The sequence below is a fragment of the Kitasatospora sp. NPDC049285 genome, assembly GCF_040678815.1.
In the GTDB taxonomy this organism is placed as follows: domain Bacteria; phylum Actinomycetota; class Actinomycetes; order Streptomycetales; family Streptomycetaceae; genus Kitasatospora.
Genome location: NZ_JBFAQR010000056.1, coordinates 24,542 through 48,129, shown reverse-complemented (window position 1 = coordinate 48,129; position 23,588 = coordinate 24,542). Strand labels below are relative to the sequence as shown.

At 69.6% G+C, this 23,588-nt stretch carries 25 protein-coding genes and 1 pseudogene; 22 read left to right on the top strand and 4 right to left on the bottom strand.

Annotated features, from left to right (window positions below; all coding sequences use genetic code 11):
• From AB0K51_RS27755 to glmM, 18 genes and pseudogenes are all read left to right on the top strand, one after another.
• A pseudogene (locus AB0K51_RS27755) lies at nt 1–366 on the top strand (30S ribosomal protein S5); the annotation flags it as partial.
• Nucleotides 366–548, top strand: coding sequence for a 50S ribosomal protein L30 (rpmD, locus tag AB0K51_RS27750; protein WP_014136270.1), 183 nt, complete (start codon nt 366–368; stop codon nt 546–548). The pseudogene AB0K51_RS27755 and the gene rpmD, both read left to right, overlap by 1 nt.
• On the top strand, nt 548–1,003 hold the full coding sequence (gene rplO, locus AB0K51_RS27745; RefSeq protein WP_363459887.1) for a 50S ribosomal protein L15: 456 nt from the start codon (nt 548–550) through the stop codon (nt 1,001–1,003). The genes rpmD and rplO overlap by 1 nt, the downstream gene beginning before the upstream one ends.
• A 262-nt stretch (nt 1,004–1,265) precedes the next feature.
• Complete coding sequence (gene secY, locus AB0K51_RS27740) at nt 1,266–2,573, top strand: preprotein translocase subunit SecY (RefSeq protein WP_363459885.1); 1,308 nt, start codon at nt 1,266–1,268, stop codon at nt 2,571–2,573.
• Nucleotides 2,573–3,232, top strand: coding sequence for an adenylate kinase (locus AB0K51_RS27735; protein ID WP_363459884.1), 660 nt, complete (start codon nt 2,573–2,575; stop codon nt 3,230–3,232). Before secY ends, AB0K51_RS27735 begins: the two co-directional genes overlap by 1 nt.
• Before the next feature lie 107 nt (nt 3,233–3,339).
• On the top strand, nt 3,340–4,176 hold the full coding sequence (map, locus tag AB0K51_RS27730; protein ID WP_363459883.1) for a type I methionyl aminopeptidase: 837 nt from the start codon (nt 3,340–3,342) through the stop codon (nt 4,174–4,176).
• Between the two features lie 97 nt (nt 4,177–4,273).
• Nucleotides 4,274–4,708: a large conductance mechanosensitive channel protein MscL gene (gene mscL / locus AB0K51_RS27725; RefSeq protein WP_363459882.1), complete on the top strand. Its 435-nt coding sequence runs from the start codon at nt 4,274–4,276 to the stop codon at nt 4,706–4,708.
• Between the two features lie 155 nt (nt 4,709–4,863).
• Nucleotides 4,864–5,085, top strand: coding sequence for a translation initiation factor IF-1 (infA, locus tag AB0K51_RS27720; RefSeq protein WP_003956442.1), 222 nt, complete (start codon nt 4,864–4,866; stop codon nt 5,083–5,085).
• A gap of 35 nt (nt 5,086–5,120) precedes the next feature.
• Nucleotides 5,121–5,234: a 50S ribosomal protein L36 gene (gene rpmJ / locus AB0K51_RS27715; protein ID WP_003956441.1), complete on the top strand. Its 114-nt coding sequence runs from the start codon at nt 5,121–5,123 to the stop codon at nt 5,232–5,234.
• A gap of 175 nt (nt 5,235–5,409) precedes the next feature.
• Nucleotides 5,410–5,790, top strand: a complete 381-nt coding sequence (gene rpsM / locus AB0K51_RS27710; protein WP_363459881.1) for a 30S ribosomal protein S13 — start codon at nt 5,410–5,412, stop codon at nt 5,788–5,790.
• A 72-nt stretch (nt 5,791–5,862) separates the two neighbouring features.
• Nucleotides 5,863–6,270: a 30S ribosomal protein S11 gene (rpsK, locus tag AB0K51_RS27705; protein WP_030232513.1), complete on the top strand. Its 408-nt coding sequence runs from the start codon at nt 5,863–5,865 to the stop codon at nt 6,268–6,270.
• Nucleotides 6,271–6,403: 133 nt separating this feature from the next.
• Entirely contained in the window at nt 6,404–7,426 is a 1,023-nt protein-coding gene (locus AB0K51_RS27700) for a DNA-directed RNA polymerase subunit alpha (RefSeq protein WP_030457404.1), read from the top strand.
• A gap of 129 nt (nt 7,427–7,555) precedes the next feature.
• Nucleotides 7,556–8,038: a 50S ribosomal protein L17 gene (gene rplQ / locus AB0K51_RS27695; RefSeq protein WP_363459880.1), complete on the top strand. Its 483-nt coding sequence runs from the start codon at nt 7,556–7,558 to the stop codon at nt 8,036–8,038.
• Between the two features lie 79 nt (nt 8,039–8,117).
• A complete protein-coding gene (gene truA, locus AB0K51_RS27690) occupies nt 8,118–9,059 on the top strand; it encodes a tRNA pseudouridine(38-40) synthase TruA (protein ID WP_363459879.1) in 942 nt (313 codons plus the stop codon).
• A 42-nt stretch (nt 9,060–9,101) separates the two neighbouring features.
• The gene (locus tag AB0K51_RS27685) at nt 9,102–10,760 is read left to right on the top strand and encodes an ATP-binding cassette domain-containing protein (protein WP_363459878.1); all 1,659 of its coding nucleotides are present in this window, start codon (nt 9,102–9,104) and stop codon (nt 10,758–10,760) included.
• A gap of 209 nt (nt 10,761–10,969) precedes the next feature.
• A complete protein-coding gene (gene rplM / locus AB0K51_RS27680) occupies nt 10,970–11,413 on the top strand; it encodes a 50S ribosomal protein L13 (RefSeq protein WP_363459877.1) in 444 nt (147 codons plus the stop codon).
• A gap of 46 nt (nt 11,414–11,459) precedes the next feature.
• Nucleotides 11,460–11,963, top strand: coding sequence for a 30S ribosomal protein S9 (rpsI, locus tag AB0K51_RS27675; RefSeq protein ID WP_363459876.1), 504 nt, complete (start codon nt 11,460–11,462; stop codon nt 11,961–11,963).
• A gap of 132 nt (nt 11,964–12,095) precedes the next feature.
• The gene (glmM, locus tag AB0K51_RS27670) at nt 12,096–13,460 is read left to right on the top strand and encodes a phosphoglucosamine mutase (protein ID WP_363459875.1); all 1,365 of its coding nucleotides are present in this window, start codon (nt 12,096–12,098) and stop codon (nt 13,458–13,460) included.
• Nucleotides 13,461–13,517: 57 nt separating this feature from the next.
• Here the strand turns inward: glmM and AB0K51_RS27665 are convergent, their stop codons facing one another.
• Genes AB0K51_RS27665 through AB0K51_RS27655 form a run of 3 tightly spaced genes read right to left on the bottom strand, consistent with a single transcriptional unit; the run spans nt 13,518 to nt 17,760 of the window.
• Nucleotides 13,518–15,236, bottom strand: coding sequence for a glycosyltransferase family 39 protein (locus tag AB0K51_RS27665; RefSeq protein WP_363459874.1), 1,719 nt, complete (start codon nt 15,234–15,236; stop codon nt 13,518–13,520).
• The gene (locus tag AB0K51_RS27660) at nt 15,236–16,243 is read right to left on the bottom strand and encodes a glycosyl hydrolase (RefSeq protein WP_363459873.1); all 1,008 of its coding nucleotides are present in this window, start codon (nt 16,241–16,243) and stop codon (nt 15,236–15,238) included. Before AB0K51_RS27660 ends, AB0K51_RS27665 begins: the two co-directional genes overlap by 1 nt.
• Entirely contained in the window at nt 16,240–17,760 is a 1,521-nt protein-coding gene (locus AB0K51_RS27655) for a glycosyltransferase family 2 protein (RefSeq protein ID WP_363459886.1), read from the bottom strand. Before AB0K51_RS27655 ends, AB0K51_RS27660 begins: the two co-directional genes overlap by 4 nt.
• 417 nt (nt 17,761–18,177) lie before the next feature.
• Between AB0K51_RS27655 and AB0K51_RS27650 the strand changes: the two genes are divergently transcribed.
• Together AB0K51_RS27650 and AB0K51_RS27645 are read left to right on the top strand one after the other, a co-directional pair.
• Nucleotides 18,178–19,005 (top strand): hypothetical protein, encoded by an 828-nt coding sequence (locus AB0K51_RS27650; RefSeq protein WP_363459872.1) that lies wholly within the window; start codon nt 18,178–18,180, stop codon nt 19,003–19,005.
• A gap of 191 nt (nt 19,006–19,196) precedes the next feature.
• A complete protein-coding gene (locus tag AB0K51_RS27645; protein ID WP_363459871.1) occupies nt 19,197–20,090 on the top strand; it encodes a glycosyl hydrolase in 894 nt (297 codons plus the stop codon).
• Nucleotides 20,091–20,097: 7 nt separating this feature from the next.
• Here AB0K51_RS27645 and coaA read toward each other — a convergent pair whose 3' ends face one another.
• On the bottom strand, nt 20,098–21,090 hold the full coding sequence (gene coaA / locus AB0K51_RS27640) for a type I pantothenate kinase (RefSeq protein WP_363459870.1): 993 nt from the start codon (nt 21,088–21,090) through the stop codon (nt 20,098–20,100).
• A 99-nt stretch (nt 21,091–21,189) separates the two neighbouring features.
• Here coaA and glmS point away from each other — a divergent pair, with 99 nt between their 5' ends.
• Together glmS and AB0K51_RS27630 are read left to right on the top strand one after the other, a co-directional pair.
• Nucleotides 21,190–23,046 carry a glutamine--fructose-6-phosphate transaminase (isomerizing) gene (glmS, locus tag AB0K51_RS27635; RefSeq protein WP_363459869.1) on the top strand — a complete coding sequence of 619 codons (1,857 nt, stop codon included), beginning with the start codon at nt 21,190–21,192 and terminating at the stop codon, nt 23,044–23,046.
• 89 nt (nt 23,047–23,135) lie between these two features.
• Complete coding sequence (locus AB0K51_RS27630; protein WP_363459868.1) at nt 23,136–23,504, top strand: holo-ACP synthase; 369 nt, start codon at nt 23,136–23,138, stop codon at nt 23,502–23,504.
• Nucleotides 23,505–23,588 lie beyond the last annotated feature (84 nt).

Genomic DNA, 23,588 nt, shown 5'->3' with positions numbered 1-23,588 from the left:
GCCATCGCCAAGGGTGTTGAGGAGGCCAAGAAGAACTTCTTCAAGGTCCCCCGTATCCAGGGCACCATCCCGCACCCGATCCAGGGCGAGAAGGCCGCCGGCGTCGTGCTGCTGAAGCCGGCGTCCCCCGGTACCGGTGTTATCGCCGGTGGCCCGGTGCGTGCCGTCCTGGAGTGCGCCGGCGTCCACGACATCCTGTCGAAGTCGCTCGGCTCGGACAACGCGATCAACATCGTGCACGCCACCGTGGCCGCTCTGAAGGGCCTCGTGCGCCCCGAGGAGATCGCCGCCCGTCGTGGCCTGCCCCTGGAGGACGTGGCCCCGGCCGCGCTGCTCCGGGCCCGTGCGGCTGGGGTGAGCGCCTGATGGCTCGCCTGAAGGTCACCCAGACCAAGTCGTACATCGGTAGCAAGCAGAACCACCGTGACACCCTGCGTTCGCTCGGCCTCAAGCGGCTGAACGACACCGTGGTGAAGGAGGACCGCCCGGAGATCCGCGGCATGGTCCACACCGTTCGTCACCTCGTCACGGTCGAGGAGGTGGACTGATCATGTCTGACAACCCGATCAAGATCCACAACCTGCGTCCCGCCCCGGGCGCCAAGACCGACAAGATCCGCGTCGGTCGTGGTGAGGGCTCCAAGGGTAAGACCGCCGGTCGTGGTACCAAGGGCACCAAGGCCCGCTACCAGGTTCCGCAGCGCTTCGAGGGTGGCCAGATGCCCCTCCACATGCGCCTGCCGAAGCTGAAGGGCTTCAAGAACCCGGCCCACAAGCAGTTCCAGGTCGTGAACCTGGACCGCCTGGCCGAGCTCTACCCGAACGGTGGCGAGGTCACCGTGGCCGACCTGATCGCGAAGGGCGCCGTTCGCAAGAACGAGCTCGTCAAGGTCCTCGGCCAGGGCGACATCGCGGTGGCGCTGCAGGTGACGGTCGACGCCGTCTCCGGCTCCGCCGCCGAGAAGATCACCGCCGCCGGCGGCTCGGTCACCGAGCTGCTGTGACGTCGTCGATCTGACGCACGGACAGAAACCGGGCCCCGGCCCGCCTTTGTGAAAGGCGGGCCGGGGCCCGGCCGCGTTTCCGGCGGGAACGCGTGTGCTGGATTTGTGTGTCAAACCCGGGCAAGCCGTACCCCGTGAGTGGGGGAGCGGCGGTACGCGCTTCTGCCAAGTACCCGGGCACTGTTAGAGTCCCTGAAGTTCCCTTTCCCCACATCAGGACCGACCCTTCCGCCGACGACGCGCGGGAGGCGCAGGAGGCACCGTGCTCAGTGCGTTCGCGCGGGCGTTCCAGACGCCCGACCTGCGCAAGAAGCTGCTGTTCACGCTGGGCATCATGGTGCTGTTCCGGCTGGGCGCGCACATCCCCGTACCAGGGGTCAACTTCACGTACGTGCACGAATGCGTGAAGGAGAGCAAGCAAGGCCTGTTCGGCCTGGTCAACCTGTTCAGCGGCGGCGCGCTGCTGCAGTTGACCATCTTCGCGCTCGGCATCATGCCGTACATCACGGCCAGCATCATCCTGCAGCTGCTCACCGTCGTCATTCCGCGACTCGAGGCGCTGAAGAAGGAGGGGCAGGCCGGTAACGCGAAGATCACCCAGTACACCCGGTACCTGACCATCGCGCTGGCGGTGCTCCAGGGCACCGGCATCATCGCGACCGCGTCCAGCGGCGCCCTGTTCTCGGGCTGTGTCTACGCCCGGGACATCGTGCCCGACCAGTCGATCTTCCGGATCGCCACGATGGTCGTGATCATGACCGCGGGCACCACCGTGATCATGTGGCTGGGTGAGCTGATCACCGACCGCGGCATCGGCAACGGCATGTCCATCCTGATCTTCACCTCGATCGCCGCCGGTTTCCCGGGCTCGATGTGGGCGATCAAGCAGTCCGGCAAGCTGCTGGACGGCTGGGGCGAGTTCGCCTCGGTGATCCTGGTCGGCATCATCGTGGTCTGCCTGGTCATCTTCGTCGAGCAGGCGCAGCGCCGGATCCCGGTGCAGTACGCGAAGCGGATGATCGGCCGCCGGGCGTTCGGCGGAACCTCGACCTACATCCCGCTGAAGGTCAACCAGGCCGGTGTGATCCCGGTCATCTTCGCCTCGTCGCTGCTGTACATCCCGGCGCTCGTGGTGCAGCTGACGAACTCTCAGGCCGGCTGGGCGATCTGGGTCAAGAACCACTTCGTCAAGGGCGACCACCCGATCTACATGGTCACGTACTTCGTGCTGATCGTGTTCTTCGCCTTCTTCTACGTGGCCATCTCCTTCAACCCCGAAGAAGTTGCCGACAATATGAAGAAGTATGGTGGCTTCATCCCGGGCATCCGGGCCGGCCGACCGACGGCCGAGTACCTGAACTACGTGCTCACCCGCATCACGTGGCCGGGGTCGCTCTACCTGGGCCTGATCGCGTTGATCCCGATGATCGCCCTGGTCGCCTTCGGACAGCAGACCAACTTCCCGTTCGGCGGCACCTCCGTGCTCATCGTCGTCGGCGTCGGACTCGAAACTGTGAAGCAGATCGAGAGCCAACTCCAGCAGCGCAATTACGAAGGGTTCCTCCGCTGATGCGAATCGTCCTCGTCGGACCCCCCGGGGCCGGGAAGGGTACTCAGGCGCACGTTCTGGCCAAGACCCTGTCCATTCCCCACATCTCGACCGGTGACCTGTTCCGCGCCAACATCAGCCAGGGCACCCCGCTGGGCCTCGAGGCGAAGGCGTACATGGACGCCGGCCGCCTGGTGCCCGACGAGGTGACCATCGGGATGGCCAAGGACCGGATGCTCCAGGAGGACGCCGCCGCCGGCTTCCTGCTGGACGGCTTCCCGCGCAACCTTGGCCAGGCCGAGGCGCTGGACGGGTTCCTCGCCGAGCAGGGCATCACGCTGGACGGCGTGCTGGACCTGGAGGTCCCCGAGGACGAGGTCGTCAAGCGGATCGCCGGTCGCCGGCTGTGCCGCAACAACGGCGCCCACGTGTTCCACGTGGTGTACAACCCGCCGAAGGTCGAGGGCGTCTGCGACGAGTGCGGCGGAGAGCTGTACCAGCGCTCCGACGACACCGAGGAAGCCGTCCGGGTCCGCCTGGAGGAGTACCACTCCAAGACGGAGCCGATCATCGGCTACTACCAGGAGCAGGGCCTCCTGGTGACCATCTCCGCCCTCGGCAAGGTGGACGAGGTGACCGAGCGCGCGGTCGCCGCCCTGGAGCAGAAGAAGAACGCCTGAGCCGCGTCCGAGACGGCCGGGCCGCCCCGCGAGGGGGCGGCCCGGCCGTCTCGGCGTCGTACGGTGGTAGGGCTGTCGTTACCCGGATCGTGGAAGGCGTTGACCAGATGGTGGAGATCAAGACCCCCGAGCAGATCGCGAAGATGCGGGCGGCCGGGCTGGTCGTCGCCGAGGCCCTGAAGGCCTGCCGCGAGGCGGTGGCCCCGGGGGTGACCACCGGCGAGCTGAACGAGATCGCCGACCGGGTCATCGCCAAGCACGGCGCCACCTCCAACTTCCGCGCCCACCACGGCGGCCTGTGGTTCCCGGGGGTGATCTGCGCCTCGGTCAACGAGGAGGTCGTGCACGGCATCCCGGGCGACCGGGTGCTGCAGGCCGGGGACCTGATCTCGATCGACTGCGGCGCGATCCTGGACGGCTGGCACGGCGACGCGGCGATCACCGTCGCGGTCGGCGAGACCGCCCCGGAGAACGTGATGCTCTCCCGGGTCACCGAGGGCTCGATGTGGGCCGGCATCGCCCAGATGAAGAAGGCCAACCGGCTGGTCGACGTCTCCCGCGCGATCGAGGGCTTCATCCGCCGCCAGCCGCTGCCGCCGAAGGGCACGTGGGGCATCACCGAGGGCTACGGCGGCCACGGCATCGGCACCGCCATGCACATGGAGCCGCACGTGCTGAACTACGTGGCCGGCCGCGGCAAGGGCCCGAAGCTGGTGCCGGGCACGGTACTGGCGATCGAGCCGATGGTCTCGCTCGGCACCCCGCACACCGAGGTGCTGGAGGACGACTGGACCGTGGTCACGGTCGACGGCACCTGGGCCTCGCACTGGGAGCACTCGGTGGCCGTCACCGAGCAGGGCCCGCTGGTGCTCACCGCCTTCGACGGCGGCAAGGCCGAGCTCGCCAAGCTGGGCGTGACCGCCGCGCCGGACCCGCTGGGCTGAGTCTCTTCTCTCACCGGGGCCCGGAGGTTTTGGACCTCCGGGCCCCTTGTCCTATTTTCTTCAGCGGACACCCGCAGCTACCCCAGGGGAGAGACCAGTGCTCAAGGGCTTCCGCGACTTCATGATGCGCGGCAACGTGATCGACATGGCCGTCGGTGTGGTGATCGGTGCCGCCTTCACCGCGGTGGTGACCGGCTTCGTGTCGGCCTTCCTCACCCCGCTGGTCGGCGTGGTGGTCGGCGCGGCCGGCGACTTCGGCGCGTACAAGTTCACCGCGGGCGGCGTCACCTTCCCGTACGGCCAGTTCCTGAACGTGCTGATCGCGTTCTTCCTGACCGCCGCGGTGCTCTACTTCTGCGTGGTGCTGCCGATCACCAAGGCCACCGCGCGGTACCTGCCGAAGAAGCCGTCGGTGCCCAAGCGCCCCTGCCCGGAGTGCCTGACCGACATCCCGGAGGCGGCCCGCCGCTGCGCGGCCTGCACCGCGGCGGTGGAGCCGGTGCTGCCGCTCACCGTGAAGGCGCAGCGCTGAATTTCGCCTCGGCGCGGTGCTTGGTTTACGATGGTGCGTCGGCTCTCTCGTAGCGTGTTTCGGCACGCCCTCGCCCCGTAGGGTAGAGGTGAAGCCTGGTTCGCACGAGCGTTCCGCATACGGTAGCCGGACCCGAAGGGTGGATCTCGCAGTTCATGGCTAAGAAGCAAGGCGCCATTGAGATCGAGGGCACCGTGATCGAGTCTCTTCCGAACGCGATGTTCAAGGTCGAGCTGCAGAACGGTCACAAGGTCCTCGCGCACATCAGCGGCAAGATGCGCATGCACTACATCCGCATCCTTCCGGATGACCGGGTCGTGGTGGAGCTCAGCCCCTACGACCTGACCCGCGGCCGGATCGTCTACCGGTACAAGTAACAACCGTCAGATCTAGACCCCGGAGAACCTGAATCATGAAGGTCAAGCCGAGCGTCAAGAAGATCTGCGACAAGTGCAAGGTGATCCGCCGTCACGGCCGGGTCATGGTGATCTGCGACAACCTGCGCCACAAGCAGCGCCAGGGCTGAGTCACCCCCCAGCATTTCTCGTAGTACCTTCGCGCGACGCGCACCAACGTCATACGCGGGCCGCCCGATCCGTCCGATGGACGGACTGCCACCCCCGGTCAGAGGCCGGGGCTCCCTGTCGAGAGACAGCGAGTAGGCGGCACGTCAGACCTCTGAAGAACCACAGGAGCCTTGAATGGCACGCCTTTCCGGCGTTGATCTCCCCCGTGAGAAGCGGATCGAGATCGCCCTCACCTACGTCTACGGCATCGGCAAGACCCGCGCCCAGCAGGCGCTCGTCGAGACCGGCGTGAGCCCGGACATCCGCGTCCGCGACATCACCGAGGACGACCTCGTCAAGCTGCAGAAGTTCGTGGACGCGAACTTCGAGGTCGAGGGTGACCTCCGCCGCCAGGTCGCCGCCGACATCCGCCGCAAGGTCGAGATCGGCTGCTACGAGGGTCTGCGTCACCGTCGTGGCCTGCCGGTCCGCGGTCAGCGCACCCACACCAACGCGCGTACCCGCAAGGGCCCGCGTCGCGCGATCGCCGGCAAGAAGAAGCCGGGCAAGAAGTAGTCCGTCCCGTCACCGGACATCCCTCCGGCCCGCGGGTTAGCGGACCGACCACCTCAGTAGGAGAACAGACTTATGCCCCCCAAGGGTCGTCAGGCTGCCGGCGCGAAGAAGATCCGCCGCAAGGAGAAGAAGAACGTCGCTCACGGGCACGCCCACATCAAGAGCACGTTCAACAACACGATCGTCTCGATCACGGACCCCGCGGGCAACGTGATCTCCTGGGCCTCCGCCGGCCACGTCGGTTTCAAGGGCTCGCGCAAGTCCACCCCGTTCGCCGCGCAGATGGCCGCCGAGGCCGCTGCCCGTCGCGCGCAGGAGCACGGCATGCGCAAGGTCGACGTCTTCGTCAAGGGTCCGGGCTCCGGCCGTGAGACCGCGATCCGCTCGCTCCAGGCCACCGGCCTGGAGGTGGGCTCGATCCAGGACGTCACCCCCACCCCGCACAACGGCTGCCGTCCGCCGAAGCGCCGCCGCGTCTGACGCGACGCCTGGGATTACCAGGCGGCCGGTGTTTTAAACCTGGTACGGGCTCCCGTTTCGCACGGGAGCCCGTACGCTTGAGTTCTATCGGCATCAAATAGTGGGTGTCGAAGACAACTGGAGGATCCAGAACATGCTGATCGCTCAGCGTCCTTCGCTGACCGAAGAGGTCGTCGACGAGTTCCGCTCGCGGTTCGTGATCGAGCCGCTCGAGCCGGGCTTCGGCTACACCCTCGGCAACTCGCTCCGCCGCACGCTCCTCTCCTCGATCCCGGGTGCCGCTGTCACCAGCATCCGGATCGACGGTGTCCTGCACGAGTTCACCACCGTGCCGGGCGTCAAGGAGGACGTCACCGACCTCATCCTGAACATCAAGCAGCTGGTCGTCTCCTCGGAGCACGACGAGCCGGTCGTGATGTACCTGCGCAAGCAGGGCCCGGGTGTGGTCACCGCCGCCGACATCGCGCCGCCGGCCGGTGTCGAGGTGCACAACCCCGAGCTGGTCCTCGCCACGCTGAACGGCAAGGGCAAGCTGGAGATGGAGCTGACCGTCGAGCGCGGTCGCGGCTACGTCTCCGCCGTGCAGAACAAGGCTTCCGGCCAGGAGATCGGCCGCATCCCGGTCGACTCGATCTACAGCCCCGTGCTGAAGGTCACCTACAAGGTCGAGGCCACCCGTGTCGAGCAGCGCACCGACTTCGACAAGCTGATCGTCGACGTCGAGACCAAGCCCGCCATGCGTCCGCGCGACGCGATGGCGTCGGCCGGCAAGACCCTGGTCGAGCTGTTCGGCCTGGCCCGCGAGCTGAACGTCGACGCCGAGGGCATCGACATGGGTCCGTCCCCGACGGACGCCGCCCTGGCCGCGGACCTGGCGCTGCCGATCGAGGAGCTGGAACTCACCGTCCGCTCCTACAACTGCCTCAAGCGCGAGGGCATCCACACCGTGGGTGAGCTCGTCGCCCGCTCGGAGGCCGACCTGCTCGACATCCGCAACTTCGGTGCGAAGTCGATCGACGAGGTCAAGGCGAAGCTGGCCGGCATGGGCCTGGCCCTCAAGGACAGCCCGCCCGGGTTCGACCCGACCGCTGCCGCCGACGCCTTCGGCGCCGACGACCTGGACGACCAGGGCTACGCGGAGACCGAGCAGTACTGATGTGAGCTCGGCCCGGAGGCGGTTCCCCGCGAACCGCCTCCGGTGCTGTGAAAGTCGTGCGGACGCAGTGTCCGTACGCCCGTTGCGGTACCTGGTACGGCCGCAGTCGGAGATTCAAGGAGCGAATCCATGCCCCGTCCCACCAAGGGCGCCCGCCTCGGCGGCGGCCCGCACCACGAGCCGCTGCTGCTGGCCGGCCTGGCCCGCGAGCTGTTCCAGTACGGCCGCATCACCACCACCGAGGCCAAGGCTCGCCGCCTGCGCCCGCTGGCGGAGAAGCTGATCACCAAGGCGAAGAAGGGCGACATCCACAACCGTCGCCTGGTGCGCAAGACCATCACCGACGTGTCGGTCCTGCACACCCTCTTCACCGAGATCGCGCCGCGGTTCGAGAACCGCCCCGGCGGTTACACCCGCATCACCAAGATCGGCCCCCGTCGTGGCGACAACGCCCCGATGGCCGTGATCGAGCTGGTCGAGGGCGAGATCGCCACCAAGGCGACCGTCGCCGAGGCCGAGGCCGCCGCCAAGCGCGCCGTCAAGGAGGCCGAGCAGGCCGCCGAGACCGCCGAGGCGAAGGCCGACGAGGCCACCGAGGCCGAGCAGGCCTGACACCGCCAGGTGTTCGTCCGGGCCCGCTTCTCCCAACTCGTTGGGGGAGCGGGCCCGTTCCGTTTCCATGGGAGATGAAGTGCGCAACGACTGTGCCGAGCTGCCGCCGGTGAAGGACGGCCCGGCCGACGGGTACCGGCGGATCCGGCTCGACCTCGCCTACCACGGCGCCGAGTTCTCCGGCTGGGCCCGCCAGCGCGGACGGCGCACCGTGCAGGAGGAGATCGAGACCGCGCTGCGCATCGTCACCCGCAGCGAGGAGCACTTCCCGCTGACCGTGGCCGGACGCACCGACGCCGGGGTGCACGCCCGCGGGCAGGTGGCCCACGTCGACCTGCCCGAGGAGCTGTGGGCGCAGCACGGGGCCAAGCTGCTGCGGCGGATGGCGGGGCGGCTGCCGGCCGACGTGCGGATCTACCGGATCTCCGAGGCGCCGCACGGCTTCGACGCCCGGTTCGCGGCGATCTGGCGGCGCTACGCGTACCGGGTGGCCGACCACCCGGGCGGGGTGGACCCGATGCTGCGCGGCCACGTGCTGTGGCACGACCGGCCGCTGGACCTGGACAGGATGAACCACGCCGCCGGGCTGCTGCTCGGGGAGCACGACTTCGCGGCGTACTGCAAGAAGCGCGAGGGCGCGACCACCATCCGCACCCTGCTGGAGCTGCACTGGGAGCGGGTGCCGATCGACCCGTACGCGGCGCAGGAGGGCTCGCTGGCGGTGGCCACGGTGCGGGCGGACGCGTTCTGCCACAACATGGTGCGCTCGCTGGTCGGCGCGATGCTGCTGGTCGGCGACGGGCACCGGCCGCCGGAGTTCCCCAGCGAGGTGCTGGCGGGGCGGGTGCGCAACTCCGCGGTCAACGTGGTCCGGCCGTACGGGCTGACGCTGGAGGAGGTCGGCTACCCGGCCGACGAGCAGCTCGCGGAGCGCAACCGGCTGGCGCGGCGGATGCGGACCCTGCCGGGGGCGGTGGAGCCGGGGGCGGCCGAGCAGGGGTCGGACGGGGCGGCCGGCTAATCCGTTTTGTCGCAGGGCGTGGGCTTGGCACAATCCGGAGGCATGGGACACGTCGAGATCTCGCACCTGGAGTACTACCTGCCGGACGGGCGGGTGCTGTTCGATGACGCGTCCTTCCGCGTGGGGGAGGGCGCGGCGGTCGCGCTGGTGGGCGCCAACGGCGCCGGTAAGACCACGCTGCTGCGGATGATCGCCGGCGACGTGCAGCCGCACGGCGGTTCGGTGAAGGTCAGCGGCGGGCTCGGCGTGATGCGCCAGTTCGTCGGCACCACCGGCCGCGAGGACACCGCCGACACCCCGGGCGCGCTGCCCGCCGACGCCTCGGTGCGGGACCTGCTGGTCTCGGTCGCCCCGAAGCGGATCGCCGACGCGGCCCGCCGGGTGGACGCCGCCGAGCTGGCGATGATCGCCCAGGACGACGAGAAGTCGCAGATGGCGTACGCGCAGGCGCTCTCCGACTGGGCCGACGCCGGCGGCTACGAGTACGAGGCCGACTGGGACGTGTGCACCGTGGCCGCGCTCGGCATCCCGTTCGACAAGGCGCAGTGGCGCGGGCTGAACACCCTCTCCGGCGGCGAGCAGAAGCGGCTGGTGCTGGAGGCGCTGCTGCGCGGTCCGGACGAGGTGCTGCTGCTCGACGAGCCGGACAACTACCTGGACGTGCCGGGCAAGCGCTGGCTGGAGGAGGCGATCCAGGCCACCTCGAAGACCGTGCTGTACATCTCGCACGACCGCGAGCTGCTCTCCCGCACCGCCGAGAAGATCATCGCGGTGGAGTCCGGCGCGGCCGGCTCCAGCGTGTGGGTGCACGGCGGCGGCTTCGAGTCCTTCCACCAGGCCCGCCAGGACCGCTTCGCCCGCTTCGAGGAGCTCGGGCGCCGCTGGGACGAGGAGCACGCCAAGCTGAAGAAGCTGGTGGTCAACCTGCGCCAGGCCGCGTCGGTCAGCCACGCGCTGGCCACCCGGTACGCCGCCGCCCAGACCCGGCTGAAGAAGTTCGAGGAGGCCGGCCGCCCGGAGGAGCCGCCGCGCGAGCAGTCGATCTCCATGCGGCTGAAGGGCGGCCGCACCGGCGTGCGGGCCTTCACCATGGAGGGCCTGGAGCTGACCGGCCTGATGAAGCCCTTCGACCTGGAGGTCTACTACGGCGAGCGGGTCGCGGTGCTGGGCTCCAACGGCTCCGGCAAGTCGCACTTCCTGCGGATGCTGGCGGGCGACGAGACGGTCCGGCACGGCGGCAGCTGGAAGCTGGGCGCCCGGGTGGTGCCCGGCCACTTCCGGCAGACCCACGCCCACCCCGAGCTGCTGGGCCGCACGATCCGCTCGATCGTCGAGGAGGAGCACGCGCTCTCCCGGGGCGCCGCGATGGCCGCGCTGCGCCGCTACGAGCTGGACCGTCAGGAGGAGCAGAAGTTCGAGTCGCTGTCCGGCGGGCAGCAGGCCCGGCTGATGATCCTCAAGCTGGAGCTGTCGGGTTCGACGGCGCTGCTGCTGGACGAGCCGACCGACAACCTGGACCTGGAGAGCGCGGAGGCGCTGCAGCAGGGCCTGGAGGCGTTCGACGGCACGGTGCTGTGCGTCACCCACGACCGCTGGTTCGCCCGTAGCTTCGACCGCTTCCTGGTGTTCGGTTCGGACGGCCGGGTGTACGAGTCGCCGGAGCCGGTGTGGGACGAGTCACGCGTGGTGCGCGACCGCTGAGCCGGTTTGGAGCAGCGGGGGCCGGGCGGGTATTGTTGGCCCTTGTTGTGCGTATTGGCTCGCTCTATCTCACGTGAGAGGTCGGTACGCCGGAGACGACAGGCCGAACTCCAGCGGCTGCCCGAATTGCGTCCGGGCGGATCGGCTGGAGGCCCCGGGCCTTGGTGCTCCTGTCAGGACCCACTCACTGAAAAGCGAAGGCTACGACCGTGCGTACGTACAGCCCCAAGCCCGGCGACGTCCAGCGTCAGTGGCACGTCATCGACGCGACCGACGTCGTGCTCGGCCGCCTGGCCTCCCAGGCCGCTAACCTCCTGCGGGGCAAGCACAAGGCGATCTACGCGCCGCACGTTGACACTGGTGACTTCGTCATCATCATCAACGCCGACAAGGTGCACCTCTCGGGCAACAAGAAGACCCAGAAGCTGGCCTACCGCCACAGCGGCTTCCCGGGCGGTCTCCGCTCGGTCCGCTACGACGACCTGCTCGCGAAGAACCCCGAGAAGGCCGTCGAGAAGGCGATCAAGGGCATGGTCCCGAAGAACAGCCTGGGCCGTCAGATGCTCTCGAAGCTGAAGGTCTACTCGGGCGACCAGCACCCGCACGCTGCGCAGCAGCCGGTGCCGTTCGAGATCACCCAGGTCGCGCAGTAATTCCGGCCACCAAGCCCCAACTGACGTAGAAAAGCTGAGGAACACCGTGGCCGAGACTGCCATCGAGAGCACCCTCGAGGTCGAGTTCGACGAGAACGTCGACGAGTACACCACCGAGACCGAGTACACCACCGAGTCGCTGGCCGGCCGCTTCGGCGAGGCCGTCCCCGGCGCCGGCCTCGGCCGCCGCAAGGAGGCGATCGCCCGCGTGCGCATCGTCCCCGGCACCGGCCAGTGGAAGATCAACGGTCGCACCCTGGAGAACTACTTCCCCAACAAGGTGCACCAGCAGACCGTGAACGAGCCCTTCAAGCTCCTCGAGCTGGACGGCCGTTACGACGTCGTCGCCCGCATCTCGGGTGGCGGCGTCTCCGGCCAGGCCTACGCGCTGCGCCTCGGCGTGGCCCGTGCGCTGAACGAGGCGGACGTGGACAACAACCGCGGCCCGCTCAAGAAGGCCGGCTTCCTGACCCGCGACTCCCGCGCCGTCGAGCGCAAGAAGGCCGGTCTGAAGAAGGCCCGCAAGGCGCCGCAGTACAGCAAGCGCTAATCGCACCCTTGCGATTCACCCACGCCCCGGAGCACCTTCGTGCTCCGGGGCGTTGTGCTCCCGGACCGGTGCGGGGTCCGTGGGGCGGTACCACTCCAGCCGACAGGCGCGACAGGACGGGACGAACGGAACATGGCACGACTCTTCGGTACGGACGGGGTACGCGGGGTGGCCAACGAGGGCCTGACCGCGGAGCTGGCGCTCGGCCTGTCGGTGGCGGCGGCCCATGTGCTGGGTGACGCGGGCGCGTTCGAGGGACACCGCCCGGTCGCCGTGGTCGGCCGTGACCCCCGGGCGTCCGGTGAGTTCCTGGAGGCCGCGGTGATCGCCGGCCTGGCCAGCGCCGGCGTGGACGTGCTGCGGGTCGGCGTGCTGCCGACCCCGGCTGTGGCGTACCTGACCGGGGCGCTCGGCGCGGACTTCGGCGTGATGCTGTCCGCCAGCCACAACGCGATGCCCGACAACGGCATCAAGTTCCTCGCCCGCGGCGGCCACAAGCTGGACGACGCGATCGAGGACGCCATCGAGGACCACTACCTCCGCTACGGCGTCGGCGACGAGACCTGGAAGCGCCCGACCGGCGCGGCGGTCGGCCGGGTCCGCCAGTACACCGAGGGCTTCGACCGGTACGTGGCGCACCTGGTCGCCGTGCTGCCGAACCGACTTGACGGTGTGAAGGTCGTCATCGACGGCGCGCACGGTGCGGCCGCCCGGGTCGCCCCGGAGGCGTTCGCCCGGGCCGGCGCGGAGGTGGTGTACACCCTCGGCGCGGAGCCCAACGGCCTGAACATCAACGACGGTGTCGGCTCCACCCACCTGGACAAGCTGCGCGCCGCGATGAAGGAGCACCGCGCGGACCTCGGCATCGCCCTGGACGGCGACGCCGACCGCTGCCTGGCCGCGGACGCCGACGGCAACGAGGTGGACGGCGACCAGATCATCGCCATCCTCGCGGTCGCGATGAAGGAGGCCGGGACGCTGCGCCGCAACACCGCGGTCGCCACCGTGATGTCCAACCTCGGCTTCAAGCTGGCGATGGAGCGCGAGGGCATCGAGCTGGTGCAGACCGCGGTCGGCGACCGGTACGTGCTGGAGGAGATGAAGCAGCACGGCTTCGCGCTCGGCGGCGAGCAGTCCGGCCACGTCATCCTGCTCGACCACGCCACCACCGGCGACGGCACGCTGACCGGTCTGATGCTGGGCGCCCGGCTGGCCGCCACCAAGCAGCCGCTGGCCGACCTGGCCGCGGTGATGACGCGGCTGCCGCAGGTGCTGATCAACGTCAAGGGCGTGGACAAGGACCGGGTCGAGTCCTGCCTCGAACTGCAGCTCGCCGTCAGCGAGGCGGAGGCCGAACTCGGTTCCACCGGGCGGGTGTTGCTGCGCAAGTCGGGCACCGAGCCGCTGGTCCGGGTGATGGTCGAGGCGGCCGACCACGAGCAGGCGCAGGGCGTCTGCCAGCGACTCGCCGACGCCGTCCGCACCCACCTGGGCTGACCGGCCGTCAGGCCTGACCGAGGGCCCGGCACACCGTCCCTGACGGTGTGCCGGGCCTCAGTTCTTGGCGGCGGCGGCGGTGTCGCCGCTCTTCTTGACCGGGATCCAGACCTGGTAGAAGCCCTTACCGTAGGTGTTCTGGTAGGGGATGCTCACCAGCAGGCGGTACTTGCCCTCGCTGCGCAGCTGCTTGACCAGGCGGTCGTCGAGGGCACCGGTGACGGTGCGGTCGAAGACCACGACGTCGAAGTAGCCGTCGGTGAGGGCGGCCTTGAAGCCCGGCTCACCGGTCAGGACCTTCTTGTCCTTGGTCTGGTAGGTGATGGTGTAGGTGGAGGTCCACTGGTTGAAGTCGACCTTCTGCCGCAGGTAGTACCGCGGCACCGAGTTGGCCTCCACCAGGTAGTGGCCGTCGGGGACGAGCTGCTTGTCCAGGGTGGTGATCAGCTGGTCCGAGTTCGGCCACGCGTGGTACAGGTTGCTCGACTGCACCATGCCGAGCACCAGCATGGTGACCCAGGCGAGGATGCCCAGCTGCGGGTGGCGGAAGTGCGAGCCGACCACGCGGGTGATGCCCAGTGCGGCCATCGGGGCGGCGAAGAACAGGCCGTAGCCGATGTGCTTGTGCAGCGAGACGTTCTCGTGGATGTAGATCTGGTAGGCGGGGGCCAGCAGGGCCGTGCCGGTCAGCAGCAGGCCCATCAGGGTGCGCCAGAGGCGGCGCGGCACCCGCACCGCCATCAGCGTCGGGGCCTCGCTCATCCGGCCCTTCTTGGCGTACAGCACGGTGCCCAGCAGGGCCAGGGCGAACAGCAGGCCGCCCCACTCGGCACACTCGCGGGCCATCTCCAGCGGTACGCCGTGGCCGACCGCGCGGCCGGTGGTGGTGGACTGCAGGCCCTGGAGGACGTCGCTGCCGGTGAGCTTCAACACGGTGACGGTCGCGCCGACCGCGACCGCGGGGATCAGGAACAGCCGCAGCAGCGATCGCCAGGCGTGGTACGGGACGGCTGCCAGACAGGCCAGGGCGACCACGATCGGGGCGTACATCAGGGCCGCGTACTTGACCGCGACGGCCAGCACCAGCACCGGGGGGATGGTCAGGGTGGAGAGCCACCAGCCGCGGCGGGCGGTGCGCACCGCCAGCCATGCGCCGACCGCGATCAGGAACAGCGCCATCGCGTCGTAGGTGGCGAGCGCGCCCATGAACAGGGTGGACTGCATGACGCCGAAGCAGCCGGCCGCGACCAGCCCGACCCGCTCGTTGAAGAGCCGACGGGTCATCATGTACAGCAGCGCCGTGGTGCCGAGCATGAACGCCAGCGAGAGCCCGCGGGCGCCGGCCAGGCCGAGGTGGGCGTCGGCGGCGGCGGCCAGCGGCGGGTAGAGCAGCGGTGAGCCGGAGAAGTACGCGGCGAACGAGTTCGGGAGCGCCGCACCGCCCTGCAGGTGGTGCAGTTGGAGGTGTCCCGCGTACAGGTACAGGGCCTCGTCCTCGAAGGCGCTGTTGCTCAGCCGGAGCGTCAACAGCGCCTGGGCGACCAGGATGAGCAGCAGCACGAGCCGGCTGACCCAGGTGCGGCGGCTGCTCGGCAGCGGGTCCCACCCGACGTCGGGGACGTCGGGCAGGGTGTAGCCGGGCTCGTGCGGCGCCTCGGGCTCGGCCGGACGGTCCTCGAACCAGCCGAAGTCGCGCTCCTGCCGGTAGCGATCCTCCGGTCCGTTGTCGACCGGGTCCGGCTGCTGCGGGATGTAGGTGTCGCGTTGCTGGGTCATCAGGGGTTTCTCGGATCGAAGCCGTATTGCGGGTCGGCGGCCTGCTGCTTGAAGGCGGAGAGCGTGGAGGCCGTCTTCTCCAGCCGCCAGTCGGCCCGCTTGCTGATGTTGAACCAGATGAAGCCGAGTACGTCGGGATGCTTCTCGACGCCGCCGAACAGTTCCTCGACGAAGCTCGCGGCCTTCTTCCCGGGTTCGGCCGCGGTCTCGCTGATGATGAACGGCTTGGCGCTGAACTGCCGGATCTGCGTCATGGTGGGGCCGTAGAGCTGGTCGAAGTTCTTGTCACAGCACTCGGTCCAGTAGCCGACCATGCCGACCCAGTCGACGTAGCCGTCACCGGGGTAGTACGGCTGAAGGGCGACCTTGGGCACCGGGTTGACGATGTTCGGGCTCCACACCCAGATCACGTTGGAGGCCCCGCGGTCCTGGAAGATGTCGTGGATCCGGTGCCAGGCGCCGACGAAGTCCTCGGCGCTGTTGGTCTTGGTGCCCCAGTCGTACCAGTGGCCGTTCATCTCGTGGCCGAAGCTGATCGCCACCGGGACGTTGGTCTTCTGCACGGCGGAGGCGAAGGTCTTGATGTACGCGTCCGAAGCGCCCTTGGCGATGTCGGCGAGCGGGGTCTTGTACGGCTCCCAGGCGATGTACGGCAGCGCGCCGTTCTGCCAGCTCAGCCGGATGCCGGTGGAGTCGAACTGGTCGCCCCAACTGGCGTAGTTCTCGATGATGTTGGGCTGCTTGCCGACCATCGTGGTGAAGCCCTTGACCGGGTCCATGGAGGCCGGGGCGCCGTCCAGGGCGACACCGAGGTACTTCTTGGCAGGCTGGAGCAGCGGGGTGATGTCGACCGGCGCCTGGGCCGTGTCGGACGGGGCGACCAGGGTGTCGCCCTTCCCGAAGGCGTCGCCGCCGCCGGATCCGCCGGGCCGGCTGCAGCCGGCCAGCACGGCGAGGACACCGGCCAGCAGGAGGCAGGCCGCCTTGGCTCGGAGGGTCGGTTTCACGCGGTGATCTCGCTTCGGGGCTGGAGGAGGGTGCGGCCGACCACCAGGGCGTAGAACAGCCCGGACGCCAGCACCAGGGCGTAGTCCGGCGGGTAGCCGGTGAGGATCCGCCACACCGACAGTCCCACCCAGGCCAGCGCGGTGCCGCCGCCCCACACCCACAGGCCGATCCACAGCCGTCGGGTCTTGTTCTTCTTGGCGCCGGACGACCCGGTGGGCTGCCAGGCCATCCGCTTGCGGCGCACGATGTCCCAGATCGCGAAGAAGTGCGCCCAGCCGTACATCATCCGGCAGGACCAGGCCTCGAGCCGGTAGGGGACCCGGTGCCAGAGGGGGAAGACCATGGTGGTGTACACCAGGCTGGGCAGTACCAGCCAGAGGCGGTTCACCAGGAACATCTCCGGGTGGAAGACCAGCAGCGCGAGCGGGATGGCCGGCATCAGGAAGACGAAGATCGCGGTGTGGATGTAGTAGAAGAAGCCGGACATGTAGCACAGCCGGCTGCCCCACCGGAGCTTGGTGTCCCAGAACTTCTTGCTGCCGAGCAGGCTCATCGAGCCGGAGCACCAGCGGTACTGCTGGTTGTAGAAGGCACCGGCGGTGTCCGGGCAGACGCCGGTGGCCAGCGCCAGCGGCACGTACTTCAGACCCCAGCCGAGGCGGCGCAGGTCGAAGCCGGTGTGCACGTCCTCGGAATGCTCGATGAGGGTGGTACCGCCGTTCTCCTCCAGCGCGGCCCGGCGGTAGACGGCACAGCTGCCGACGCAGATCGCGCCGTCACGGGACTGCCGGGAGACCTGCACGGAGCGGTAGAACAGCTCCTGGACGGCGCCGGCGCCGCGCTCGATCCAGCTCTGCGAGTCGAGCACGCGGAAGAACTGCGGGGACTGGACGATGCCGAGCTTGGGGTCGGCGTCCAGGTACGGCAGCAGCTCCGACAGCAGGTCGGCGCGGGGGGTGAAGTCGGCGTCCAGGATGAGGATGAACTCGCCGTCCGAGCCCGCGAAGCCGAAGTGCAGGTTGCCGGCCTTCTTGAACCAGCCGCGGTTCGGCCGGGTGCCGTACCGGAACCCGAAGTCGGCGGCCATGGCGGCCAGTTCGGGGCTGGCCGAGTCGTCCAGGACGTACGGCATGCACATCCCCGGGTACTGGTCGGCCATCGCCCGCACGTGGGTCCAGGTGTTGTGCAGGATCTCGATCGGCTCGCCGCACACCGGCAGGAAGACGTCGACGGTGGGGTAATCCTCGGGCCGCCAGTTCCGTACGAGCTGGCGGTGGCCCTTAAGGTCGAAGTCGCCGTTGAAGCCCGTCACCCGCAGGGAGATCAGGTAGTAGATCACCGTGAAGGCCAGGAACGGCGCGTAGATCCACAGCCAGGGGGTGCTGGACACCAGGCTGACCTGGCTGGCCGTCAGGCACCCGAAGCTGATCAGCGAGCTCAGTGTGAGCACCCAGAGGTGGCGCTTGCCGTACGAGTACTTCTCGGCATCGCTCGGCGGCTGCGGCAGTAGGCCCAACTGCGGGGTCGCGACGGGCTCGCGCCGACGGCGCGCTGCGGGGACGGCGCTGCGTCGCTGGCCGCGGCGCGCCGACTCGGTACTGCTGGACAAATGGGGCCCCCAGGGCCGACGTCGAAGTCGCGTTGGCCGGTCTGCGTCACGTGGCGCGGCCGGTTGCGTCTTGCGCGAACCTTTCGCCGGGCGAGTTTATCCGACGGGCAGGGCGGCCAGCGGACGGGATCTGTGACGGTTGAATCACGGTCAGGGGGCCGACCGGCGGCGGAATGCGGACATTTCGGTTCGGCGTGGAGGTGGCTGCACCGGATGGGCGCAAATGCCCTAGCATTCACGCACATGAGCGATGGGATGGGTGTACCGCAGAATCCGAGCGCGCCCGGCGGACAGCCGCAACCGCCCTACGGCATGCCGCCGCAGATGCCTGACCAGCAGACGCCGGGTCAGCCGGTGCAGGGCGCACCGCAGTTCCCGCAGCAGCAGCAGTGGCAGCCGCAGCCACAGTACCCCTTCCAGGGCATGCCGCCCGCCCATCCCACCGAGCCGGACTGGCAGCAGCTGGCCGACCAGCGTGAGGCGCAGACCAAGCGCAAGCGCCTGATGGCGGGTCTCGGTGTCGGTATCGGCGTCGTGGTGCTGGGTGCCGGCGCGATCGCCGTCGCGGTGCTGAACCAGGGGGACAGCCCCGACCCGAACCCGATCGCCTCCCACTCCGCCACCGCCTCCGGCTCCTCGTCGGCGAAGCCTTCGGGGAGCGCGTCGCCGGCCAAGTCGCTGCCTCCGGCGATCACCGCCAACGCCCTCTTCGCCGACCCGTCGCTTACCATCGAGGGCCACAACTACGTCCGCAAGACCACGGTCACCGACATCCCGTGCTGGAAGGCCACCGGCAACGGCCTCGGCGACGTCCTGACCGGCGCGGACTGCTCGCAGCTGATGCGGGCCACCTACTTCTCCGGCAACGAGGCGGTCACCGTCGGCGTCGCGGTGTTCAAGAGCGAGGCGGACGCGGCCAAGGCGGGCGGCGGATTCAAGGGACAGATCCAGCCGCTGTTCGGGAAGGACAACGTCGGCGAGTTCTGCCGTAACGTGGCCTGTTCGCTGACCAACAAGGTGGAGGGCCGGTACCTCCTGCTCACCGTGGCCGGTCCGATCAGTGGCGGCGCCGGCGACCAGGATCCGCTGGCGCAGAGCTCGGGCAAGGAACTCGCGGGGTACTTCGACCAGTTGCTCGCCAAGGGGAACTGAAGCACGTCGAAGGGACGTCCCGAATGACCCGGCGAAGCCGGAGGACCGCCGCGGCCGCGTGCGTGCTGCTGCTCGCGGCAGCGGCAGGCTGCTCGTCGCCTTCCGCTCCGGCTCCGGCCGGGGCGGTCCTACAGGCGGACCGGGGGCCGAGCGCACAGGCCTCGGCGACGTCGTCCGCCGCGGCCGGCCAGGTGACCAAGTCGGAGCTGCTGCGCGCCTCGGGCGTGTACTTCGGCGTGAGCACCTACCAGACCCCGGCGAGCGCGGAGACCGACGCGGTCGCCGCGGCGGCCGGGACGAAGCCGACGATGCTCCAGTACTTCCTGGACTGGCGCAAGGAGTTCGACCCGGACACGGTCCGCGAGATCTACCGCCAGGGCGCCGTCCCGATGCTCACCTGGGAGCCCGGCGACGCCCCGTACGACGCCGACCAGCCGTGGTACTCCACCGGCCGGATCGCGGCCGGTGACTTCGACGCGTACATCACCCGCTTCGCCCGCGCGGTGCGCGACCAGCGCCTCCCGATCGTGCTCCGCTTCGCGCACGAGATGAACGGCGACTGGTACCCGTGGGGCAGCGGCGTCAACGGCAACCAGCCGGGCGACTACGCGGCCGCGTGGCGCCACGTGCACGACGTCTTCGCCGCGGAGCGGGCCGACAACGTGATCTGGCTGTGGAGCCCCAACGTGCTCCGCGGCGTCAAGGGCGACCTGCACAAGCTCTACCCCGGCGACGCCTACGTCGACTGGCTCGGTATGGACGCCTACGGCTTCGGCGAGAAGACCGCGTCCGAGGTGCTCGACCCGACGTACGTGGCGCTGCGTGAGATCGCCGACAAGCCGGTCTTCGTGTCGGAGACCGGCGCGATGCCCGACCCCGGCAAGGCGGCCTGGATCACCGACATGTTCCAGTGGATATCCGAGCACCCCAAGGTGCCCGGTTTCGTCTGGTTCGAGCACAGCGTCGAGGAGGGCGGCAAGTACGACTACCGGTTCGCCGCCGACCCGGCCACCCGGAAGGCCTTCTCGACCGGGCTGGGCACCCTGAAGCTGCGTCCCTGGCCGGTGGCCCAGCCGCCCTCCTGACGGCCCGCTAGAGCTTGCGCAGCAGCGCCCTGCGGACCTTGTGGTCCACGCCCTTCTGCAGGATCAGGGTGGCCCGGCCGCGGGTCGGTAGGACGTTCTCCAACAGGTTGGGCTTGTTGATGGTGCGCCAGACCTGGCGGCCGTAGTCCATCGCCTCCTCCTCCGGGACCTCGGTGAAGCGGCGGAAGTAGGAGTTGGGGTCCTGGAAGGCGGTCTCGCGCAGCTTGCGGAACCGGTCCAGGTACCAGCGCTCGATGTCGTCGGTGCGGGCGTCGACGTAGATCGAGAAGTCGAAGTAGTCGGCGACCGCGAGGCGGGTCCGGCCGTCGGTGCCCGGCAGCGCGGGCTGGAGGACGTTCAGGCCCTCGACGATCAGGATGTCCGGGCGCTCCACGACCAGCCGTTCCTCCGGCACGATGTCGTAGACCAGATGCGAGTACACCGGGGCGGTGACGCGCTCCTTGCCCGCCTTGACGTCGGCCACGAACCGCATCAGCGCGCGCCGGTCGTACGACTCCGGGAAGCCCTTGCGGGCCATCAGGCCGCGCCGGCGGAGCTCCGCGTTGGGCAGCAGGAAGCCGTCGGTGGTGACCAGTTCGACCCGGGGGTGCTCGGGCCAGCGGGCCAGCAGCGCCTGCAGCAGGCGGGCGGTGGTGGACTTGCCGACCGCGACCGAGCCGGCCACCCCGATGACGAACGGGGTGCGCACCCGCTCGGTGTCGGCGACGTCGAGGAAGGTGCCGACCGCGCCGCGCAGTTCGTGCGTGGCGTGGATGTACAGGTTCAGCAGCCGGGACAGCGGCAGGTAGACGTCGCGCACCTCGTCGAGGTCCAGCGCGGTGCCGAGGCCGCGCAGGCGCTCGACCTCCTCGGCGGTGAGCGGCATCGGGGTGCGCTCGCGCAGCGCGCTCCACTCGGCGCGGTCCAGATCCACGTACGGCGAGGGGGTGGGCGCGGCGGGCGCGCCCGTCGTACAGAGTTCGGTCAGCACAACGTCCATTGTGAGCGGTGCCCGGGCCACCGGGCGTTGTGGTGTCGGTCACCCGGTGCGCTCACCAGGCCGTACGGGCCGCTCAGGGGCCCGCATATGCTGGCGCACATGTGCGGAATTGTTGGATATGTGGGCCCGCAGGCGGCCCTCGACGTAGTGATCGCAGGACTGCGACGGCTGGAGTACCGGGGCTACGACTCGGCCGGCGTCGCGGTGCAGACGCGGGGAGCCGACGGGCAGTGGTTCCTCGCCACCGACAAGCGGGCCGGAAAGCTCGTCAACCTGGAGAAGTCGCTGGCCGAAACCCCTCTGCCGGCCGGCACCACGGGCATCGGACACACCCGCTGGGCCACCCACGGCGGGCCTACCGACGCCAATGCCCACCCCCACCTGGACGACCACGGCAAGGTCGCCGTGGTCCACAACGGCATCATCGAGAACTTCGCCCGGCTGCGCGCCGAGCTCGCCGACCGCGGCCACACGCTGCGCTCGGAGACCGACACCGAGGTGGTCGCCCACCTGCTCGCCGAGGCCTACGACGGCGACCTGGCCGAGGCGATGCGCATCGTGTGCCGGCAGCTGGACGGCGCCTTCACCCTGGTCGCGGTGCACGCCGACGCCCCCGACGTGGTGGTCGGCGCCCGCCGAAACTCCCCGCTGGTGGTCGGCGTCGGCGAGGGCGAGAACTTCCTCGCCTCCGACGTCGCCGCGTTCATCGCGCACACCCGCGAGGCGATCGAGCTCGGCCAGGACCAGGTCGTCGAGCTGCGCACCTCCGGCGTGACGGTGACCAACTTCGACGGCACGCCCGCCGAGGTCCGCGAGTACCACGTCGACTGGGACGCCTCCGCCGCCGAGAAGGGCGGCTACGACTACTTCATGCTCAAGGAGATCGCCGAGCAGCCGAAGGCCGTCGCCGACACCCTCCTCGGCCGGATCGGCACCGACGGCCGGCTCACCCTCGACGAGCTGCGCATCCCCGACCAGGTGCTGCGTGAGATCGACAAGGTGGTGATCGTCGCCTGCGGCACCGCCTTCCACGCCGGCATGATCGCCAAGTACGCGATCGAGCACTGGACCCGCATCCCCTGCGAGGTCGAGGTGGCCAGCGAGTTCCGCTACCGCGACCCGATCATGGACGACCGCACCCTGGTCATCGCCATCTCGCAGTCCGGCGAGACCATGGACACCCTGATGGCGCTCCGGCACGCCCGCGAGCAGGGCGCCAAGGTGCTGGCGATCTGCAACACCAACGGCTCGACCATCCCGCGCGAGTCCGACGCGGTGCTGTACACCCACGCCGGTCCGGAGGTCGCGGTCGCCTCGACCAAGGCGTTCCTGACCCAGCTGGTCGCCTGCTACCTGGTCGCGCTGTACCTGGGCCAGGTCCGCGGCACCAAGTGGGGCGACGAGATCTCCTCGGTGATCCGCGAGCTCGGCGACGCCCCCCGCCAGGTCGAGCAGGTGCTCGGCACCATGGAGCCGGTCCGGGAGCTGGCCCGTTCGCTGGCCGACGCCCGCTCGGTGCTGTTCCTCGGACGGCACGTCGGCTTCCCGGTCGCCCTGGAAGGCGCGCTCAAGCTCAAGGAGCTCGCCTACATGCACGCCGAGGGCTTCGCCGCCGGCGAGCTCAAGCACGGCCCGATCGCGCTGATCGAGGAAGGCCTGCCGGTGGTCGTCGTGGTGCCCTCGCCGCGCGGCCGCTCGATCCTGCACGACAAGATCGTCTCCAACATCCAGGAGATCCGGGCCCGCGGCGCGAAGACCATCGTGATCGCCGAGGAGGGCGACGAGGCGGTCGTCCCCTACGCCGACCACCTGATCCGCATCCCGGTCACCCCGACCCTGCTGCAGCCGCTGGTCTCCACCGTGCCGCTGCAGGTCTTCGCCTGCGAACTCGCCACCGCCAAGGGCCACGAGGTGGACCAGCCGCGCAACCTGGCGAAGTCCGTCACCGTCGAGTAGCCGATTCCGCCGACGGGCCCCGACCGCAACCCTCCGGTCGGGGCCCGTTGGCGTATCGTCCGGGCCGTGGACCAGGACGGGAGCAGCGCGTGATCATCGGGGTCGGCATCGACGTGGCGGACATCGGGCGGTTCGGGGAGTCCCTGGAACGCACCCCCGGGCTCGCCGAACGGCTGTTCACCCCCAACGAGTTGACGCTCCCGTCCGGCCAGCGCCGGGGCACCGCCTCGCTGGCCGCCCGGTTCGCCGCCAAGGAGGCCCTGGCGAAGGCGCTCGGCGCGCCGCCCGGACTGCGCTGGGAGGACGCCGAGGTCAGGGTCGAGGACTCCGGCCGGCCCGTGCTGCACGTCACCGGCACGGTCGAAGCCCGGGCCGCCGTCCTCGGGGTGACGTCGTGGCACGTGTCGCTCAGTCACGACGCCGGTGTCGCCTCGGCCGTGGTGATCGCCGAGGGCTGACCCCGGTCGTCCGGGTCGGGCCGGGTCGTCCGGGTCGGGCCGAGAGGACTGTGGCCGGGGACGGGCGCGCGGTGCCGGAGCGCC

Excerpts from the sequence above, each read along its gene's own strand:
- rpsK (WP_030232513.1), top strand. The coding sequence starts at position 5,863 with ATGCCCCCCAAGGGTCGTCAGGCTGCCGGCGCGAAGAAGATCCGCCGC.
- rpmD (WP_014136270.1), top strand. The coding sequence starts at position 366 with ATGGCTCGCCTGAAGGTCACCCAGACCAAGTCGTACATCGGTAGCAAG.
- rpsM (WP_363459881.1), top strand. The coding sequence starts at position 5,410 with ATGGCACGCCTTTCCGGCGTTGATCTCCCCCGTGAGAAGCGGATCGAG.
- glmM (WP_363459875.1), top strand. The coding sequence starts at position 12,096 with ATGGCACGACTCTTCGGTACGGACGGGGTACGCGGGGTGGCCAACGAG.
- infA (WP_003956442.1), top strand. The coding sequence starts at position 4,864 with ATGGCTAAGAAGCAAGGCGCCATTGAGATCGAGGGCACCGTGATCGAG.
- AB0K51_RS27700 (WP_030457404.1), top strand. The coding sequence starts at position 6,404 with ATGCTGATCGCTCAGCGTCCTTCGCTGACCGAAGAGGTCGTCGACGAG.
- rplQ (WP_363459880.1), top strand. The coding sequence starts at position 7,556 with ATGCCCCGTCCCACCAAGGGCGCCCGCCTCGGCGGCGGCCCGCACCAC.
- glmS (WP_363459869.1), top strand. The coding sequence starts at position 21,190 with ATGTGCGGAATTGTTGGATATGTGGGCCCGCAGGCGGCCCTCGACGTA.
- map (WP_363459883.1), top strand. The coding sequence starts at position 3,340 with ATGGTGGAGATCAAGACCCCCGAGCAGATCGCGAAGATGCGGGCGGCC.
- rpmJ (WP_003956441.1), top strand. The coding sequence starts at position 5,121 with ATGAAGGTCAAGCCGAGCGTCAAGAAGATCTGCGACAAGTGCAAGGTG.
- AB0K51_RS27665 (WP_363459874.1), bottom strand. The coding sequence starts at position 15,236 with ATGACCCAGCAACGCGACACCTACATCCCGCAGCAGCCGGACCCGGTC.
- coaA (WP_363459870.1), bottom strand. The coding sequence starts at position 21,090 with ATGGACGTTGTGCTGACCGAACTCTGTACGACGGGCGCGCCCGCCGCG.
- AB0K51_RS27735 (WP_363459884.1), top strand. The coding sequence starts at position 2,573 with ATGCGAATCGTCCTCGTCGGACCCCCCGGGGCCGGGAAGGGTACTCAG.
- AB0K51_RS27650 (WP_363459872.1), top strand. The coding sequence starts at position 18,178 with ATGCCTGACCAGCAGACGCCGGGTCAGCCGGTGCAGGGCGCACCGCAG.
- AB0K51_RS27685 (WP_363459878.1), top strand. The coding sequence starts at position 9,102 with ATGGGACACGTCGAGATCTCGCACCTGGAGTACTACCTGCCGGACGGG.